Origin of the sequence: Pacificibacter marinus, from assembly GCF_018860505.1 — a bacterium.
GTDB classification, from domain to species: Bacteria; Pseudomonadota; Alphaproteobacteria; order Rhodobacterales; family Rhodobacteraceae; genus Celeribacter; species Celeribacter marinus_B.
The window spans coordinates 36,091-52,043 of record NZ_JAHKPU010000010.1; the positions used below are offsets into that span (position 1 = coordinate 36,091).

Consider the following 15,953-nt stretch of genomic DNA (forward strand, 5'->3'; position numbering starts at 1 on the left):
GGCAGTGCAGCATTGCTTGTCACCTGTTCAGATCAGGGCGCGGCGGTCAGCGTGTCGCGGGGCTTTCCCATCTTGATCTGTCTCGTTACAACACGGCATGAGCAAACTGCGCGAAACCGATCTGTATCTGCCTGTGAAAGCCCATTTCGAGGCGCTTGGCTATGAGGTAAAGGCCGAGGTCAAGGATGCGGATGTCATGGCCATACGTCTCGACGATCCAGAGGCGCCGCCTGTGATTGTCGAGTTGAAGACAGTTTTTTCACTCAAGCTTTTGCACCAAGCCATCGCGCGCCAAAGCATCACAGATCAAGTCTATGTTGCCGTGCCCCGATGGAAAGGCCGTGCCGCTTGGAAAGTGTTCAAGGGCAATATCTCTATCTGCAAACGCCTTGAGATGGGTATGATTTCGGTGAACGTGGCAGAGGGTACGATGCAAGTGCATAACGAGCCAAAGCCATTCAAGCCCCGCAAAAACCTAAAACGCAAAGAGACCACGCTGAAGGAATTCAAAGGCAGAACCGGCGACCGCAACATAGGCGGCACTCCCGGCGGTGCGCGCAACACAGCCTACCGACAAGACGCGGAAAAATGCCGTGACTACTTAGAAAAACACGGACCAACCAAAGGCGCAGTGGTCGCGAAAGAAACCGGCGTTGAACGCGCGACGGCTATTATGCGATCTAATCATTATGGATGGTTTGAGAAGGTTGAGACGGGCGTTTACAGCGCACGAGATTAACACGAGATTATTATGTCCCTCTTGGCGACCTTCACTACCAGAGGGGGCGCTCATATTTCTTTAGCCTGATTGTCAATAGGGCAGGGTCATGAGGAATGCTCTGTGCCCATAGATTACCCGCACAGGTCGACACGCGTATTTAAAGAATTCTTGACGTCGCGTGTTGACACATCTTCAATCCGTTCCTAACTATGCATCGTTATCACTCGGACACCTTGAGTGCTAACGATGAATTTACCTTTGCCGTTTAGGCGGGGATCACAGTTTGCTTACGGGCAAAATAGAATTGAAACTTTGTGCAAGGAGCCGTTCCACATGGCCTTTAAACCACTTCACGACCGCGTCGTTGTTCGCCGCGTTGAAAGCGACGAGAAAACAGCTGGCGGGTTGATCATCCCTGATTCCGCAAAAGAAAAACCAGCAGAAGCTATCGTTGTTTCCGTTGGTGAAGGTGCACGCAAAGACAACGGCGAATTGATCGCTATGTCTGTTGCCGCTGGCGATAAAGTTCTCTTCGGCAAATGGTCCGGTACAGAGATCACTGTTGACGGCGAAGAGCTGCTCATCATGAAAGAATCCGACATTTTGGGTATCATCGCTTAAGCGATTTCCCTTTGGCGCAGCCGCAAATACGCGTGCCGCGCTGATGTCTCTTCATTCAATTTAATCCGACTTAAGGAGAGAACTCATGGCTAAAGAAGTCAAGTTCGATACAGACGCCCGCAATGCAATGCTCCGCGGCGTGAACATCCTCGCAAACGCTGTTAAAGTGACACTCGGTCCTAAAGGCCGCAACGTTGTTCTGGACAAATCTTTCGGCGCACCACGCATCACCAAAGACGGTGTGTCTGTTGCCAAAGAAATCGATCTCGAAGACAAGTTCGAGAACATGGGCGCGCAAATGGTTAAGGAAGTTGCTTCCCGTACCAATGACGAAGCTGGCGACGGTACAACAACCGCGACTGTTTTGGCCCAAGCGATCATCAAAGAAGGTCTTAAGCAGGTTGCTGCTGGCCTCAACCCAATGGACTTGAAGCGCGGCATCGATCTTGCGACAACAAACGTTGTTGAAGCGATCAAAGCGGCGTCACGCCCTGTAAACGATTCCGCTGAAGTTGCGCAGGTTGGTACAATTTCTGCCAACGGCGAAGCTGAAATCGGTCGTCAAATCGCAGACGCTATGCAAAAAGTTGGCAACGACGGTGTGATCACTGTTGAAGAAAACAAAGGCATGGAAACTGAGACAACTGTTGTTGAAGGTATGCAGTTCGACCGTGGATTCTTGTCACCATACTTCGTGACAAACCCAGACAAAATGGTTGCCGAGATGGAAGACTGCGTCATCCTCTTGCACGAAAAGAAACTGTCTTCTTTGCAAGCCATGGTTCCACTCTTGGAAACTGTGATCCAATCACAAAAACCACTTTTGATCATTGCAGAAGATGTTGAAGGCGAAGCGCTTGCAACCTTGGTTGTGAACAAATTGCGCGGCGGCTTGAAAATCGCAGCTGTTAAAGCACCTGGTTTCGGCGATCGTCGCAAAGCCATGTTGCAAGACATCGCGATCTTGACTGGCGGCCAAGTGATTTCCGAGGATCTCGGCATGAAGCTTGAAAACGTCACTATGGACATGCTCGGCACTGCGAAAAAAGTATCCATCACCAAAGACGAAACAACTATCGTTGAAGGCAATGGCGCAAAAGCTGAAATCGAAGCACGTGTAAGCCAAATTCGCGCGCAAATCGAAGAAACAACATCTGACTACGATCGTGAAAAACTCCAAGAGCGCGTTGCTAAACTCGCAGGCGGCGTTGCAGTGATCCGCGTTGGCGGCATGACCGAAGTTGAAGTGAAAGAACGCAAAGACCGCGTTGACGATGCATTGAACGCGACACGCGCTGCGGTTCAAGAAGGTATCGTTGTGGGTGGCGGTGTCGCTCTGGTTCAAGCTGGTAAAGGTCTTATCGATCTTAAAGGCGAAAACGCTGACCAAGACGCTGGTATCGCAATCGTGCGTCGCGCGATTGAGGCACCTTTGCGTCAGATCGCTGAAAACGCTGGTGTTGACGGTGCTGTTGTGGCTGGCAAAGTTCGTGAATCTGATGACCTGTCATTCGGCTTCAACGCGCAAACAGAAGAATATGGCGACATGTTCTCCTTCGGCGTGATTGACCCAGCCAAAGTGACACGCACAGCATTGGAAGACGCGGCCTCTATCGCTGGCTTGCTCATCACAACCGAAGCTATGGTTGCTGAAAAACCATCCAAAGACGGCGGCGCTGCAGGTGGCGGTATGCCTGACATGGGCGGCATGGGCGGCATGGGCGGCATGATGTAATCAGCCGGTCATCTGACTGAAATAGAGACGGCGGGGGGTGTGTAAAGCGCCCCCCGTTTTCGCGTTTTGGGGCAAACCGCACAGGAATTCACCGAGTTCAAGCCGTGACTTATTTCTAATCGTCATTTAACACAAAATTTGACTTGTCATTTCTGGCCGAACGCGAGACCACTGGGGCAACCTAAGTTCGAAAGAATAAATCATGAAATTGCGCCCACTTACACAATCAGACGATCTTGCCCTTTCCATTTTTTTGGACAGTGAATTTGGCAAACCTGATACTTACCAAGCCATTCTAAAATTGCGTGAAACCAATATGGTTGCGATGGAGCGTTTGGCCATTGAGGGCACGAAAATCGTTGGGTATCTGTGCTGCGCAAAAATGGTTAGTCCTGCCGACTGGTGGGCTTTGACTGTTTTGGTGGTGTCGTCAAATCATCGCAAAAAAGGCGTTGGTCGCGAATTGGTATATCGTGGAATGAATCATGCGCGCCGCGAAAAAGCGCCAGCGGTCATTGTGGTCGGCGATCCTGCATATTTTGCCCAAGTCGGTTTTTCACAAGCGGCCGCACAAAACTTGCAACTTCCTTTTGCGCAAGAATTTACATCGCTTTACCCTATTGCTCCGGGTACAGGTTTGTCATCCCACGACGTGATCTACGCAGACGCCTTCACGACTGTTGGTGATACGCCACCCACCGCCTCAGCCTAAACGCGCCCTGTTTGAAAATGGCCTCTAGCGGATCGTAAATCGCGGGGCAGAATTCTGGTGCTACGTTCCTTCCTGCCGCTTGGGGCGCACCAGAAGCCCAGATGATGCTTTGGGTAAGTATTCACCAGCAACAAACGGCACTCTTGAATGATGAGAGCGCGCGGCTCAGGCCGTGGGGGAGGCAAGCCTATTGAACCCCCTATGATTGATCTCCATATTGAAATCATGAAAAAACCTATTGTTTTTGCTTTATTTTCAGCGTTGACCTTTGGTCTGTCGAAGGTCCCCGTTCAGGCCGAAGTCACACCAACTGCTGACGCGCGCGCTTGCGTGATTTTATTGCACGGGTTGGCACGTACCAAGACTTCTATGATGACACTTGAGCGCTCATTGATCCATGCGGGCTTTGACGTGGTGAACCAAGGCTATCCATCACGCTCGGCCACAATTGAAGCACTGGCCGAAACGGCTTTGACAACGGCACGCCAGACTTGCGCCGATGACACTGCCCCTGATGTGGTCACCCATTCGATGGGGGGCATTTTGTTGCGTTCCTATGCGCAAGCGCACCCTAAACTTGACTGGGGGCGCGTGGTGATGTTGGCTCCGCCCAATCATGGGTCTGGCATCATTGATGAGCATGGTGACCGCAAATGGTTTCAACTGCTCAACGGCCCTGCAGCAGAGCAGCTGAAAACTGGCGGACTGCCTGACCACTTGCCGCCCGTGCCATTTGAAGCGGGCATCATCGCGGGCAGTCAATCTTTGAACCCAGCGACTTCGGCTTTGGTTGAAGGGATCGACGATGGAAAAGTGTCTATCGAGTCCACCAAAGTCGCTGGGATGCGCGCCCATATCACCTTGCCTGTGACACATACTTTCATGATGCATAACCCAAAAGTGATGGCGCAAACCCTCATGTTTTTAAAGACAGGACGGTTCGAGGTCAGTATGACCACAGTTCAGGCCGTGAAATATCTCAAGGCTGGCAATTGATGATCTTCAGCAACAAGTGACGCTGAGGCCCCGATAAGGATCCGCGCGTATGAAACTTCTTTGGCTCACAATCGCTGCTTTGACGGCCTTTGCTGCGAACTCTGTTTTGACGCGCCTTGCCATCGTGGGGGGATCTGATCCGTTTGCCTTTACACTTGTGCGACTGGCGGCTGGTGCTGTCATGTTGCTGGTTTTAACGCGCATGCGTGGCGCTATGCCTGCTTTGCGTTTGAAAACGCGACTTATGCCCGCCACCATGCTCGCGCTTTATATGCTTGGGTTTTCCATCGCCTATCTCGCATTGCCCTCTGGCGCAGGGGCATTGGTGCTGTTTGGCACCGTTCAGATCACTATGTTTGGTGGCGCGTGCCTTGGCAAAGATGTGATCCCCCCTTTGCGCTGGCTCGGTGCGCTCGTGGCTCTTGGTGGTCTAAGCTACCTGCTTTGGCCGAGCCGTGATGTTGCTTTGCCCTTTGCGGCCTGTTTGGCGATGATGGCCGCTGGTTTTGGCTGGGGCGTCTATTCATTGCTGGGGCGTGGCGCGCAAAACCCGCTGGCAGATACGGCCTATAACTTTGCCTTGGCTCTTGTGCCTGCCGTGCTGGCTTGGCTTATCGTGCAAGATGATATCACGGCTGGCGGTGTGCTTTTGGGTATCGTTGCGGGGGCGATCACTTCAGGTGTTGGTTACGCGATCTGGTACGCGGTACTGCCCGGTTTGGGGGCCAGTCGTGCCAGTGTGGCGCAGCTGTCGGTGCCAATCTTGGCCACGGTGGGTGGGGTGATTTGGCTTGCCGAGCCTGTGACGCTGAAACTGATGATCTCCAGCACCTTGGTGTTGGGCGGTGTCGGAATTTCATTGGTGAAGCGCTAACATTTTTCGAAACACCGAAACGCAAAACGCCGCGCAAACTCTTGCACGGCGTTTTATTTATACTCGAGACGCGGATCACGCGGCGCCTGTCACCTTGTTCACATGGCCCATTTTACGACCTGCTTTGACTTCGGCCTTGCCGTAAAGATGCAAGGCTACGCTGCCATCTTTGGCGTAATCCGCCACGCGATCCATGTCATCGCCAATCAGATTCAGCATTTCCACGTTTGAATGGCGTTTGCCATCGCCCAAAGGCCAGCCGACCACAGCGCGAATGTGCTGCTCGAACTGATCGATCACACAGCCGTTTTGCGTCCAGTGGCCTGAGTTGTGTACGCGGGGGGCGATCTCGTTGACCACCAAACCCTCAGGCGTGACGAACAACTCGACTCCCATAATGCCAACATAATCGAGCGCATTGAGGATGTTCGCAGCCAAAAGCACGGCATCCATGCGCTGGTTGCTGGTCAGATTGGCGGGCACTGTGGTGGTATGCAAAATGCCGTTCACATGCACGTTCTCGCCAGGATCAAAGCAAGATACATCGCCGGCTTGGCCGCGTGCGGCGATCACTGATACCTCATGGGAAAAGTTCACGAAACCTTCCAAAATCGACGGCGCACCGGCCATATCAGCCAAAGCAGGCGCAGCATCAGCCACATCCATAATACGAGCTTGGCCTTTGCCGTCATAGCCAAAGCGGCGGGTTTTCAAAATCGCAGGGGCGCCAATCTCGGCCAGCGCTTTGTCCAAATCCTCGGCCGTATCCACAGCCGCATAGGGCGCAACCTTCAGGCCAAGACCTGATAGAAATTCCTTTTCCGTGATGCGATCTTGCGACACGGCCAAAGCACGGCGGTTTGGGCGAATAGGGCTGACAGATTCCAATAAATCTAGTGCAGATGTCGGCACGTTTTCAAATTCATAGGTGATAACATCGACAGAAGATGCGAAAGCTTGCAACGCGGCTTCATCCTCGTAAGACGCTGTTGTCACCATATCGGCCACATGGCCTGCGGGCGGGTTAGAGCCTGGTTCAAAGATGTGGGTTTTAAACCCCAAACGCGAGGCCGCAACAGACAGCATCCGCCCCAACTGTCCACCGCCCAAAATGCCAATGGTCGATCCGGTGTTCAAAACTTCAGTCATCGCTTGGCTCTTCTGGAATTGAGGCGGCAAGGGCGTCGCGCCATGCATCAAGGCGCGCGGCCAAGGCATCATCAGAGGTGGCCAAAATGCCAGCGGCCATTAGGCCGGCGTTGGCAGCCCCCGCTTCGCCGATGGCCATGGTGGCCACAGGGAAACCTTTGGGCATTTGCACGATAGAATACAGGCTATCCACGCCAGACAGGGCGCGGGTTTGCACCGGCACGCCCACAACAGGCACGCGGGTTTTTGAGGCCATCATTCCTGGCAAATGTGCAGCGCCGCCAGCGCCTGCTATGATCACTTTTAAACCACGCTCAGCAGCGGTTTTGCCATAAGCCCACAGGCGATCTGGTGTGCGGTGGGCAGAAACGATTTTGGTTTCATAGGCCACGCCCAATTCATCCAAAATATTCGCTGCAAGTTTCATAGTGGGCCAGTCCGATTGGCTGCCCATAATAATGCCGACTTTGACGCTCACGATGCTGTCCTCATTGGTGCCTTGAGAGAAGGGCGCACTATAGCGGGGATCGGACGGGGTGCAATAAAATGCGCGCTATTTCGCTGCCTAAGCGATGATGTCAGGGGTTATTAGGTCTTCGATCTGGGCGATACGGTCTTTGAGCGACAGTTTTTGCCGTTTCATTCGTTGCAGCCGCAATGCATCGGGCATCGGCTTGGCCTGAATCGCATCAATCGCCTCATCCAAATCGCCGTGTTCGCGTTTGAGCACTGACAGCTTTATGCGCAGTACTTCTTTATAGTCCATACGGGATGTGGTGTTCATTTTGGGTTCATTCGACTCATTTTAGGTGTTGAGGTTACTCTACGCGCAAACAAGCAAATCTCAAAGCGTAGTCGTCTAAACCTTGAAGCGGGCGCGGGCCTTCCCCATATTGTTAACAAGGGTCGCCAGATACGGGGCCGCAATTTACACTGTCGCTTGACTTGGAAGGGCATGTTGATGACGAAAATGACGTTTGGGTCTCATCCGTTTTTATTGGGGTTCGATCAATTGGAACGATTGGTGGAACGCACCGCTAAGGCGGATTCTGGTGGATATCCCCCATATAACATCGAACAAATTTCCGAAAATGCGTATAGGATCACTCTGGCCACGGCGGGATTTTCCGAAGAGGATTTGTCGATCACCTTGGAACATCGGCAATTGGTTATCCGTGGCAGACAAGAAGACGACTCAGAAGGCCGGATGTTCTTGCACCGCGGGATCGCAGCGCGCCAATTCCAACGTTCGTTTGTTTTGGCAGATGGTGTTGATGTGGCGGGGGCTACGATGGAAAATGGATTGCTGCACATAGATTTGTCACGCTCGACACCTGACTCTGTTGTCGAAGTGATTGAAATTAAAAAAGGATAAGATCATGAACGCGAATTTTGATAGTCTTCCAAATGTAGATGAAAAAATTGTTTACGTGCGTTCTGTTCTGGTGGCGGACCTGCCAGATGAGGTACGTGAAAAAGCTGGCGACATGGAGCGGATTTATTCAGTGCATAACTCGGACGGCGATCGGATGGCGCTTGTCGCCGATTTGAAGCTGGCCTTTGATTTAGCGCGCGAGCATGATTTTTCGCCAGTAAGTGTGCATTGAAAGCATGCTCCGTGCAGAGTACCTACTGCGCACGTGCCTCGTGACGGTTTCGAACTGACTGGACCAACAAAAGTGTGACGATGGCCATCAATCCACTACACAAATAGCCAATCGGTAAAAGACACATGAAAACAGTGGCATCGGCGGTTTTCAGGATGACGCTTGATCCTAATGCGAGGCCCAAAAGCCAGCTGGCTGTTGATACGCCTGCGACAAGGCTGAGGTGTATCAAGCTGTAAGAGGGCAGCGAGAGCGGGCTGTTGCCAACACTTTGGGCGAGCAAGGGCATAGCGTGAATGTTGATCATCCAAGCGTTTGCAGTGAGAATGGATACGACGATGATTTTCGCTATTAATTTGGGGCTGAAGTTTTCCAAATCAAAGCCCGTACGCAAATAAACAAGCGCAAGACCGGACATCCACATCACCAAAAGAGCGTAACTCACCAATTGATGATGCCAATGAAGCGCTGCGATGAAAGGTCTTGTGATCGGGGCCTTTAAGCGGCGCAAAAACGTAGCGTCGACCGCGAAAGCAGTGCCAAAGCCGATCACGACAGCCAAAAGGTGAATATAGCGAATAAGATCGTTGATGGCTGCGGTATGGAAATCTGTGAGTTGAATCGGATCGTCCCTTAACAGAGCAAATGGTTGCAAAATTTAAGCGTCGTTAAAGTGCTGTTGCCCAGAGGTCAATGGAATCGCTTTTGATCGATGAATATCACAATCGAAATAAATGGCGCGAGACATAAATCCCGCGCCTGTTGATGATAACTGGTGGCGCCGTTTGAGTGAGTTGCCTGTGATAGATGCTTCTCACTCAGGCGAGGGCGCTACGAGATTAATCGTCTTGTTCAGCCAAAAACCGTTCCGCATCCAAGGCTGCCATACATCCCATGCCCGCAGAGGTGACAGCTTGGCGGTATTTATGATCAGTCAGATCGCCTGCTGCAAAAATGCCGGGAATTGAGGTCTCTGTTGAGCCGGGCGTGACTTTGACGTAGCCGCCGTTGTGCGTTTCCAATACATCAGCCACCAATTCGCTGGCTGGCGCATGACCGATGGCAACGAAAACACCTTTGGCGGGGATTTCGGTGATCTCACCGGTTTTTACATGTTTCGCCCGCACGCCGTTGACGCCCTTCATCGGGGCCTCATCGCCGAAGACTTCTTCGAGTTGGTGATCCCAAAGAACTTCGATTTTTTCATTTTTGAACAAGCGGTGCTCAAGGATTTTCTCACACCGCAGGCTATCGCGGCGGTGGATCAATGTCACTTTGGAGGCAAAATTGGTCAAAAACAGCGCTTCTTCGACGGCCGTATTGCCGCCACCGATGACAACGATTTCCATGCCGCGGTAAAAGAATCCGTCACAGGTTGCACAGGCCGAAACACCGAAGCCTTTAAAAGCTTCTTCCGAGGGCAGGCCGAGCCATTTCGCCCGCGCGCCCGTCGCCAAAATCACCGCATCAGCCGTATAAGTCGTGCCACTGTCGCCCATGGCCACAAAAGGCCGCTGGCTGGTGTCTAGGCTGGTGATGATGTCTTGCTTGATCTCACAACCCATGGCTTCGGCATGAGCTTGCATATTGACCATCAGCTCAGGGCCTTGGATTTCTGTGTGACCAGGCCAGTTTTCAACTTCTGTGGTGGTGGTCAATTGACCGCCGGGTTCGATGCCTTGCACCAGCAAAGGGGCCAGCATGGCGCGTGAGGCATAGACGCCAGCAGTGTATCCCGCTGGGCCAGATCCAATGATCAGAACTTTGGTGTGTTTTGTCTCAGACATATCGGCCTCTTGTCATTGTCTTTGGGTTGCACCCGATATAGACACGCCATCCCGAGGACGCAAACCTAAGTCGCATATCAATACGTCACAGTTGCGTATTCGGGATGTTTTTATTGAGCAAGAGCGGAATCCTTTTGTGCAGAGAATGGAATCTTCTTGAATTTATATGCCCTAAATGAGACACATCATTGCGCCCGATAGGGTGTTTGCAGTTGTTTTGAAAATTGTTCCCCTTTCTGCCCAACCGTCGGAGACCCGAATGCCCGTCCATAAACTTGATGAAATCGACCGCAAAATTCTCGCGGAATTGCAGGCTGATGGGCGTATGACCAATGTTGAATTGGCCAAACGGGTCGGCATTTCTGCGCCGCCGTGCCTGCGCCGTGTGCGCACTCTGGAAGACGCTGGCTATATCACCGGCTATCACGCGGTTGTCGATGCGCGCGCTTTGCAGTTTGAAGTGCAGGTTTTTGCGATGGTCGGTTTGCAAAGCCAAGCCGAAGTGGACCTGTCAGCGTTTGAGGCAAAATGCTGTGAATGGCCGTTGGTGCGTGAATGTCATATGCTCAATGGCGAGGTGGACTTTATTTTGAAATGCGTCGCTCCTGACCTGTCGACTTTTCAGACGTTTTTAACATCTCAACTGCTGTCGACGCCCAATGTGGCCAGCGTGAAAACCTCTTTGGTGATCCGCGGTGCCAAAGATGAACCGGGTGTGCCATTCGACGTGCTAGAGGCGCGCTTGGCTCAAGACGCCTAAACCACCCGACGGTTTTATGTTCCTTCGGAAGATTTCAAGCGGCCCCAATTATTGGCGGCCGCTATGAACCTTACCTTAACAGCTTAAGCTGCATCCAAAGACAGTAAATCGCCTGCAGACAATCGTGGATGCACCATGGCACCAAAGTCACCCAGCTCGGTCAAATGTGGAAACAAGTCCATAAACCGTGCGCGCATTGACCCAATTAATTGTCCAGAGGCGGCTGTGCCGGGGTGATAGGTCTCTAAATCGACACCGTTGACGCGGATCAAACGGTGTTGCGGCAGACAGATATGATAAGTCTTCACCGACGACATCGGCGTCACTTCAATCACGGATTGGCCATCGACCAAGCTTGACACTGGGGCCAAGGCCGCGGATGTGCCTAAATAGGATTTCAGCGCATCGGAACGGTGCAAGTAACGTGCTCCACTGCCCAGAACTAAATCTGGGGCGGGGCGACCATAGCCAAAGCTATCGGCCATCAAGCGATACAGGCATTCAGGAGCAGCCCCTTGCTTGCGCGTGGCTTGGGTATCCAATTGCATCGAGCCGATCCATTGGATTGGCAGGAAATCTCCCCTGACGGTTTCCACAAGGTCACCGGGCAACAGGTCTTCTATGGCTACGGGTCCGTGGTTTGTCGGGATCAAAGCGCCACGGGCGAAGGCGCTAAAGGCGTGTTCAAACACAGGCAAAGCGGGGGCTGACACGCGACGATCCATGATGTCGCCATTGGGGGCCAACCACATCATCTCAAAGTTGCGGGTGGCAATTTCAGTGCGCGGCGCTGGCCGTGCACGGCGTACAGTCCAAGCAGCTTGCGCTTTGGGCGTGTGAGAGGTGCCAAGCGGCGTGGCAGCGCGCTGGGCGCTCGACGCAGAATTTGCGTCGAAATGAGGGTGCGACATTGAACACTCCTGTGGTCACTGTTCGGCCCCCACCGATCCAGTGGATCAACATTCACAGGTATTTAGGCTCATTGTCAAAAGCTTAATCGAATTAGTCTCGCGCGTGTCACCAGTGACAGGTCATGCCGCTTCTTTGTTTCCAAAACTGTAGGGAATGTGACACTGCTTTGCCAAAATTCGCGGTGGAAGCCGTCGTTGTGTTCACCACGATTGTTGCGAAGCACCCAAGTGATTCTGTGTTTGTTTGGGGGGGGGGTGGGCCACGAACCAAAGTCGGGAGGGTACTTTGGTTCGCGGCAGGGCGGCCTTACGCTGAGGCGGCCAATTTGGTCTCTGAAACGCGTGCAGCAACCTTGGCTTTCCACTCGGACCGGCGATTGCCGCGAGCCCAAGGCAGGTGTACGTCAGACGTCTTTGCCTGCTCGATTGCAGATGTTAGCCAGCGGCGGTTTTTGACTTTGATTTGCTGTGTCATGCTCTGTTCTCTCAAATGCCCCGTCTGGTGCGGGTGTGTGTTTGTTAGAGCTAATATGACGATGGGCTGCGGCGAATTTTGGGCGCTGACGCAGGTTTTCAGAAAAATGTAGAAAGAATATCATGTTCAATCGGCATTGTTACGCCTCAGATATTATCCAATTGAAAGTAAACAATTTTAACAAATGCGGAAACAGTCTTATTTAAAGCTATGTGATTGTTTCTGGCCAAAATAGGGCAGGCTTTGGTCGCTTTTCCGCCCCATTGTGCCATTTGTGGGCGAATGGCTACAGGCGAATGGTGGACAGCAACCTACCGTAGTCGGCTTCTTTTTTATGCACGGACCGGCGATAGGAATAGAACCGCGCTGGATCTGCATAGGTGCAATGGCGCGTCCATTCTGCGTGGCCAACACCAGCCTTGCGCAAACAATTCAGTCCAAAGGCAGGCAGGTTGAACATATAGCGGTCGCCCTGACCGCTGGCAAAAAACTGCACGTTATCGGGATCATGGGCAATGAAGTCGTCTAGGAACTCTGGCCCCACCTCGTAAGCCGCTTGCGAAATGCTTGGGCCAATGACGGCAGTGATGTTGTCGCGTGTCGCCCCCAAGGCGACCATTTCTTCAACCGTGCGTTCCAAAATACCGTCCATGGCGCCGCGCCAACCAGCATGAGCCGCGCCTATGATGCCCGCGTCTTTGTCGGCAAACAACACGGGCTGACAGTCGGCGGTGAGAATAACCAAAGCCAAATCCGGTTGATCCGTGACCAAAGCATCAGCGCGTGGCATATCACCTGAGGGTCTTTCCGTCACGCGCACGACCGCGTTGGAATGCACCTGATGCACTCCGCAAAGCTGGGTTTCTTCGACGTTCATGGCCTGCGCGACGCGACGGCGATTGATTGCGACGATGTCTGATTGATCGGTCGATCCCAAACCACAGTTGAGGCCCGCGTAGACCCCAGAAGAGGCGCCGCCTTTGCGGGTGAAAAAACCGTGATCTATTCCGTCCAAGGCCTCAGCGGTGATGACTTCAAGGTTCATATCAGCGACTCTTTCAAACAAATTGGGCGACCTGAGGCTTTAAGCGGACTTGGTAAATCCAGCCGGCAACATATCTGCCTTGGGCACTATGGCAATTGCTTTGAAAAGCAAGCCCATTTTATCGGCGTTGGTCAACCTGTCAAATGCGGCAATATGGTTTTCCAGCGCCTCACCATGCATATGAGTGCTTAGTTTTTCAGCACGTTCACGTATGCCAAGCTGTGCCAAAAGATGCCCTTGCGGTATCATCGCCGACACATAAGCCCCTGTGGTTTGCGCCTCAAGGCTGAGCGCTTCGAAATCCACATGGGCCGTCAGGTCTGCACATCCGGGGCGGGCCAGAGGATCGACCATCTTGTGGTTTTCCAGCGCTTGGAACGTATCGCCCCGCGCGTGCCAATCACCGTAGTCGATGATGATCGCAGCCCCTCCATGGCTTTTGATGCGCCGCGCAATTTCATCGATGATCGGGGCAGATGAGGGGCAGATCTCAACCACATCGCCGTCTTGCGTATCATCCAATCGATGATCTAGCAGCGCAATCGGCGCCGGCTGTGACAGGCCAAGCGTAAGTGAGCCGTCGATCAATCCCACTTGCGTCTCGCGCCATCCCTTTGGATCACGCACAAATTGGCGGATCGGCAGAGCGTCGAAAAACTCATTGGCGATCAAGAATAACGCCTGATCAGGCAGGTTGGCGGTGGTGTCTGCGTAAGTGATGTCAAACCCACTGAGCAGCTCTTGTTGTTTGGCGCGTAATGCGGGCGAGGCCTCAACCAGTGTCAGCTGCATTGAGGCGTGAAACTGTGGTACAGATTTGGTCGCGCGCAAAATATCCGCCATCAATGTGCCACGTCCGGGGCCAAGCTCAGCCAGTGTAAACGGGGCAGGGCGGCCTTGATCTATCCATGCTTGCGCCAGACACAGGCCTAACAATTCGCCAAACATTTGGCTGATCTCTGGCGCTGTGGTGAAATCGCCTGCGGCCCCCAAAGGATCGCGGGTGGTGTAATAGCCATGGGTCGGGTGCAGCAAGCATTCGGCCATGTATTCGGCCAGCGATATCGGGCCAGTGTTGGCAATGCGCCGCATCAACAGTTCTGCCATAGGGGTGAGTGTGGGATGAGGCGCACTCATGAGCGCGCTGCCCGCATGGCCAACGCTAATCCGATCAAGATCATCGGCACAGACAGAAGTTGCCCCATTGAAAGGCCGATAAAGACATGCCCCATAGGATTGTCAGGGGTGATGAATTGCGCGTCGGCTTGGCGGAAAAACTCGACGATAAAGCGCGAGATGCCGTAGCCTGCAAAGAAAAGCCCCGCGATCAGACCTGGTTTTTTCAACGCGTTAAAGCGCCAAACCAAGACCAACAACACTGTACCTAATAGCAGCCCTTCCAGCAGGCCTTCGTACAATTGCGACGGGTGGCGGGCACATAAGGAGGTTGCCGTGGCGCAGGCTTGCGCCGCATCGCCCGGAAAAACCACAGCCCAAGGCGCATCAGAGGGGCGCCCCCAAAGCTCTGCGTTGACGAAATTCGCCATCCGTCCCAGCAGCAGGCCTGCGGGCACTGCCATTGCCAACAGGTCCGCCAGTGACAACAAGCGCAGTTTATGGATGCGTCCGTATAGATAGGCTGCAACCACAACGCCCAAGAACCCACCATGAAAGGCCATGCCGCCTTGCCATATCATTGGAATCTCAACTGGGTGGGCCAGAAAATAGCTGGGTTTGTAAAACAATACATAGCCCAAGCGCCCGCCTGCGATCACGCCCAGAACCAGCCACGATAGCATGTCGTCCAATTGGTCGCGGGTCATAAGTGTGGTGTCATCAGGCCAAAGTCGCGCGGATTTCAACGCCGTTACCGCCAGTCCCCATGCGATCAGCACCCCAAATATATAGGCCAAGGCATACCAATGCAGAGCAAAGTTGATGGGCCCAAGCTCGATCGAGAAGAGCACAGGCGAGATGTCGGGGAATTGGATCACGGCAGGTAAATTAAACATGCGCGCATCTGTCTTGGGGAAAGGGCAAGAGTCAACCTTGCGATTTGCGCCACTTCCCCCCATATATCGTTCAAAGATGACACTTTCGCGTGACTTAGGCCTTGGGTGGCACGGCGCGCAGGCCCAGAACGCAAGCACGCAACGGAGAGCCCCATGCAAACGCGCAATAAAATTCTTGATGACTTTTCCCAGTTGATGACCAATGCGATGGGCGTGGCCCAAGGCGCAAAAGGCGAAGCGGATACCGCGCTTAAAGGCCTTATGGATCGCTGGCTTGCGGATCGTGATTTCGTTACCCGTGACGAATTTGAAGCGGTGCGTTTGATGGCGCAAAAAGCGCGCGAAGAAAACATCGCTTTGAGTGCCCGTTTGGAGGCTCTAGAAGCGGCTGCGAAACCTGCCAAAACATAAGCTAACCCTACGGGGAGGGTATGCAATTATCGGTATCGAGGGGGCGCAATGCGCCCCTTTTTGCGTTCTGTGATCGCGATTGTTTAAACTGCGCTTGCGTTTCGGTTGCTTTTGGGCGCGTTTGTGCAGATGAGAAA

Annotated in this window: 20 protein-coding genes; 10 read left to right on the plus strand and 10 right to left on the minus strand. The window is 53.1% G+C overall.

The features are described from left to right. The first annotated feature begins 97 nt into the window (after positions 1-97). From KO503_RS01615 to KO503_RS01640, 6 genes are all read left to right on the plus strand, one after another. Positions 98-739, plus strand: a complete 642-nt coding sequence (locus KO503_RS01615; protein WP_215989851.1) for a DUF2161 domain-containing phosphodiesterase — start codon at positions 98-100, stop codon at positions 737-739. Positions 740-1,054: 315 nt separating this feature from the next. Further along, positions 1,055-1,342, plus strand: a complete 288-nt coding sequence (locus KO503_RS01620; RefSeq protein WP_215989852.1) for a co-chaperone GroES — start codon at positions 1,055-1,057, stop codon at positions 1,340-1,342. An 85-nt stretch (positions 1,343-1,427) separates the two neighbouring features. Further along, a complete protein-coding gene (gene groL / locus KO503_RS01625; protein WP_215944714.1) occupies positions 1,428-3,077 on the plus strand; it encodes a chaperonin GroEL in 1,650 nt (549 codons plus the stop codon). Between the two features lie 202 nt (positions 3,078-3,279). Continuing rightward, positions 3,280-3,789 carry a GNAT family N-acetyltransferase gene (locus tag KO503_RS01630; RefSeq protein ID WP_215989853.1) on the plus strand — a complete coding sequence of 170 codons (510 nt, stop codon included), beginning with the start codon at positions 3,280-3,282 and terminating at the stop codon, positions 3,787-3,789. A 201-nt stretch (positions 3,790-3,990) separates the two neighbouring features. Then, positions 3,991-4,785: an esterase/lipase family protein gene (locus KO503_RS01635; RefSeq protein ID WP_252730899.1), complete on the plus strand. Its 795-nt coding sequence runs from the start codon at positions 3,991-3,993 to the stop codon at positions 4,783-4,785. Between the two features lie 49 nt (positions 4,786-4,834). Beyond that, the gene (locus tag KO503_RS01640; protein WP_215989854.1) at positions 4,835-5,659 is read left to right on the plus strand and encodes a DMT family transporter; all 825 of its coding nucleotides are present in this window, start codon (positions 4,835-4,837) and stop codon (positions 5,657-5,659) included. A 75-nt stretch (positions 5,660-5,734) separates the two neighbouring features. Here KO503_RS01640 and KO503_RS01645 read toward each other — a convergent pair whose 3' ends face one another. The 3 genes from KO503_RS01645 to KO503_RS01655 form a co-directional block, all read right to left on the minus strand. Then, positions 5,735-6,808 carry a 5-(carboxyamino)imidazole ribonucleotide synthase gene (locus KO503_RS01645; protein WP_215989855.1) on the minus strand — a complete coding sequence of 358 codons (1,074 nt, stop codon included), beginning with the start codon at positions 6,806-6,808 and terminating at the stop codon, positions 5,735-5,737. Continuing rightward, on the minus strand, positions 6,801-7,289 hold the full coding sequence (purE, locus tag KO503_RS01650) for a 5-(carboxyamino)imidazole ribonucleotide mutase (protein ID WP_215989960.1): 489 nt from the start codon (positions 7,287-7,289) through the stop codon (positions 6,801-6,803). Before purE ends, KO503_RS01645 begins: the two co-directional genes overlap by 8 nt. Positions 7,290-7,373: 84 nt before the next feature. Beyond that, entirely contained in the window at positions 7,374-7,592 is a 219-nt protein-coding gene (locus tag KO503_RS01655) for a YdcH family protein (RefSeq protein WP_215944719.1), read from the minus strand. Positions 7,593-7,769: 177 nt separating this feature from the next. Here KO503_RS01655 and KO503_RS01660 point away from each other — a divergent pair, with 177 nt between their 5' ends. Together KO503_RS01660 and KO503_RS01665 are read left to right on the plus strand one after the other, a co-directional pair. Further along, positions 7,770-8,183, plus strand: coding sequence for an Hsp20 family protein (locus KO503_RS01660; protein WP_215989856.1), 414 nt, complete (start codon positions 7,770-7,772; stop codon positions 8,181-8,183). A gap of 4 nt (positions 8,184-8,187) precedes the next feature. Further along, positions 8,188-8,415, plus strand: coding sequence for a DUF1150 family protein (locus KO503_RS01665; RefSeq protein ID WP_215989857.1), 228 nt, complete (start codon positions 8,188-8,190; stop codon positions 8,413-8,415). Between the two features lie 22 nt (positions 8,416-8,437). Here the strand turns inward: KO503_RS01665 and KO503_RS01670 are convergent, their stop codons facing one another. Together KO503_RS01670 and trxB are read right to left on the minus strand one after the other, a co-directional pair. Further along, positions 8,438-9,070, minus strand: coding sequence for a hypothetical protein (locus tag KO503_RS01670; protein WP_215989858.1), 633 nt, complete (start codon positions 9,068-9,070; stop codon positions 8,438-8,440). A gap of 184 nt (positions 9,071-9,254) precedes the next feature. After that, positions 9,255-10,202, minus strand: a complete 948-nt coding sequence (gene trxB / locus KO503_RS01675) for a thioredoxin-disulfide reductase (protein ID WP_215989859.1) — start codon at positions 10,200-10,202, stop codon at positions 9,255-9,257. A gap of 259 nt (positions 10,203-10,461) precedes the next feature. Here trxB and KO503_RS01680 point away from each other — a divergent pair, with 259 nt between their 5' ends. Beyond that, entirely contained in the window at positions 10,462-10,962 is a 501-nt protein-coding gene (locus KO503_RS01680; protein WP_215989860.1) for an Lrp/AsnC family transcriptional regulator, read from the plus strand. Positions 10,963-11,045: 83 nt separating this feature from the next. Here the strand turns inward: KO503_RS01680 and KO503_RS01685 are convergent, their stop codons facing one another. From KO503_RS01685 to lgt, 5 genes are all read right to left on the minus strand, one after another. Then, on the minus strand, positions 11,046-11,873 hold the full coding sequence (locus KO503_RS01685) for a Hint domain-containing protein (protein ID WP_215989861.1): 828 nt from the start codon (positions 11,871-11,873) through the stop codon (positions 11,046-11,048). Positions 11,874-12,180: 307 nt separating this feature from the next. Further along, complete coding sequence (locus tag KO503_RS01690) at positions 12,181-12,348, minus strand: hypothetical protein (RefSeq protein WP_215989862.1); 168 nt, start codon at positions 12,346-12,348, stop codon at positions 12,181-12,183. A 286-nt stretch (positions 12,349-12,634) separates the two neighbouring features. Beyond that, positions 12,635-13,393, minus strand: a complete 759-nt coding sequence (pgeF, locus tag KO503_RS01695) for a peptidoglycan editing factor PgeF (protein ID WP_215989863.1) — start codon at positions 13,391-13,393, stop codon at positions 12,635-12,637. A gap of 39 nt (positions 13,394-13,432) precedes the next feature. Further along, positions 13,433-14,530 (minus strand): class I SAM-dependent methyltransferase, encoded by a 1,098-nt coding sequence (locus KO503_RS01700; protein ID WP_215989864.1) that lies wholly within the window; start codon positions 14,528-14,530, stop codon positions 13,433-13,435. After that, the gene (lgt, locus tag KO503_RS01705; RefSeq protein ID WP_215989865.1) at positions 14,527-15,405 is read right to left on the minus strand and encodes a prolipoprotein diacylglyceryl transferase; all 879 of its coding nucleotides are present in this window, start codon (positions 15,403-15,405) and stop codon (positions 14,527-14,529) included. Before lgt ends, KO503_RS01700 begins: the two co-directional genes overlap by 4 nt. Before the next feature lie 153 nt (positions 15,406-15,558). Between lgt and KO503_RS01710 the strand changes: the two genes are divergently transcribed. Beyond that, on the plus strand, positions 15,559-15,816 hold the full coding sequence (locus KO503_RS01710) for an accessory factor UbiK family protein (protein ID WP_215989866.1): 258 nt from the start codon (positions 15,559-15,561) through the stop codon (positions 15,814-15,816). Positions 15,817-15,953 lie beyond the last annotated feature (137 nt).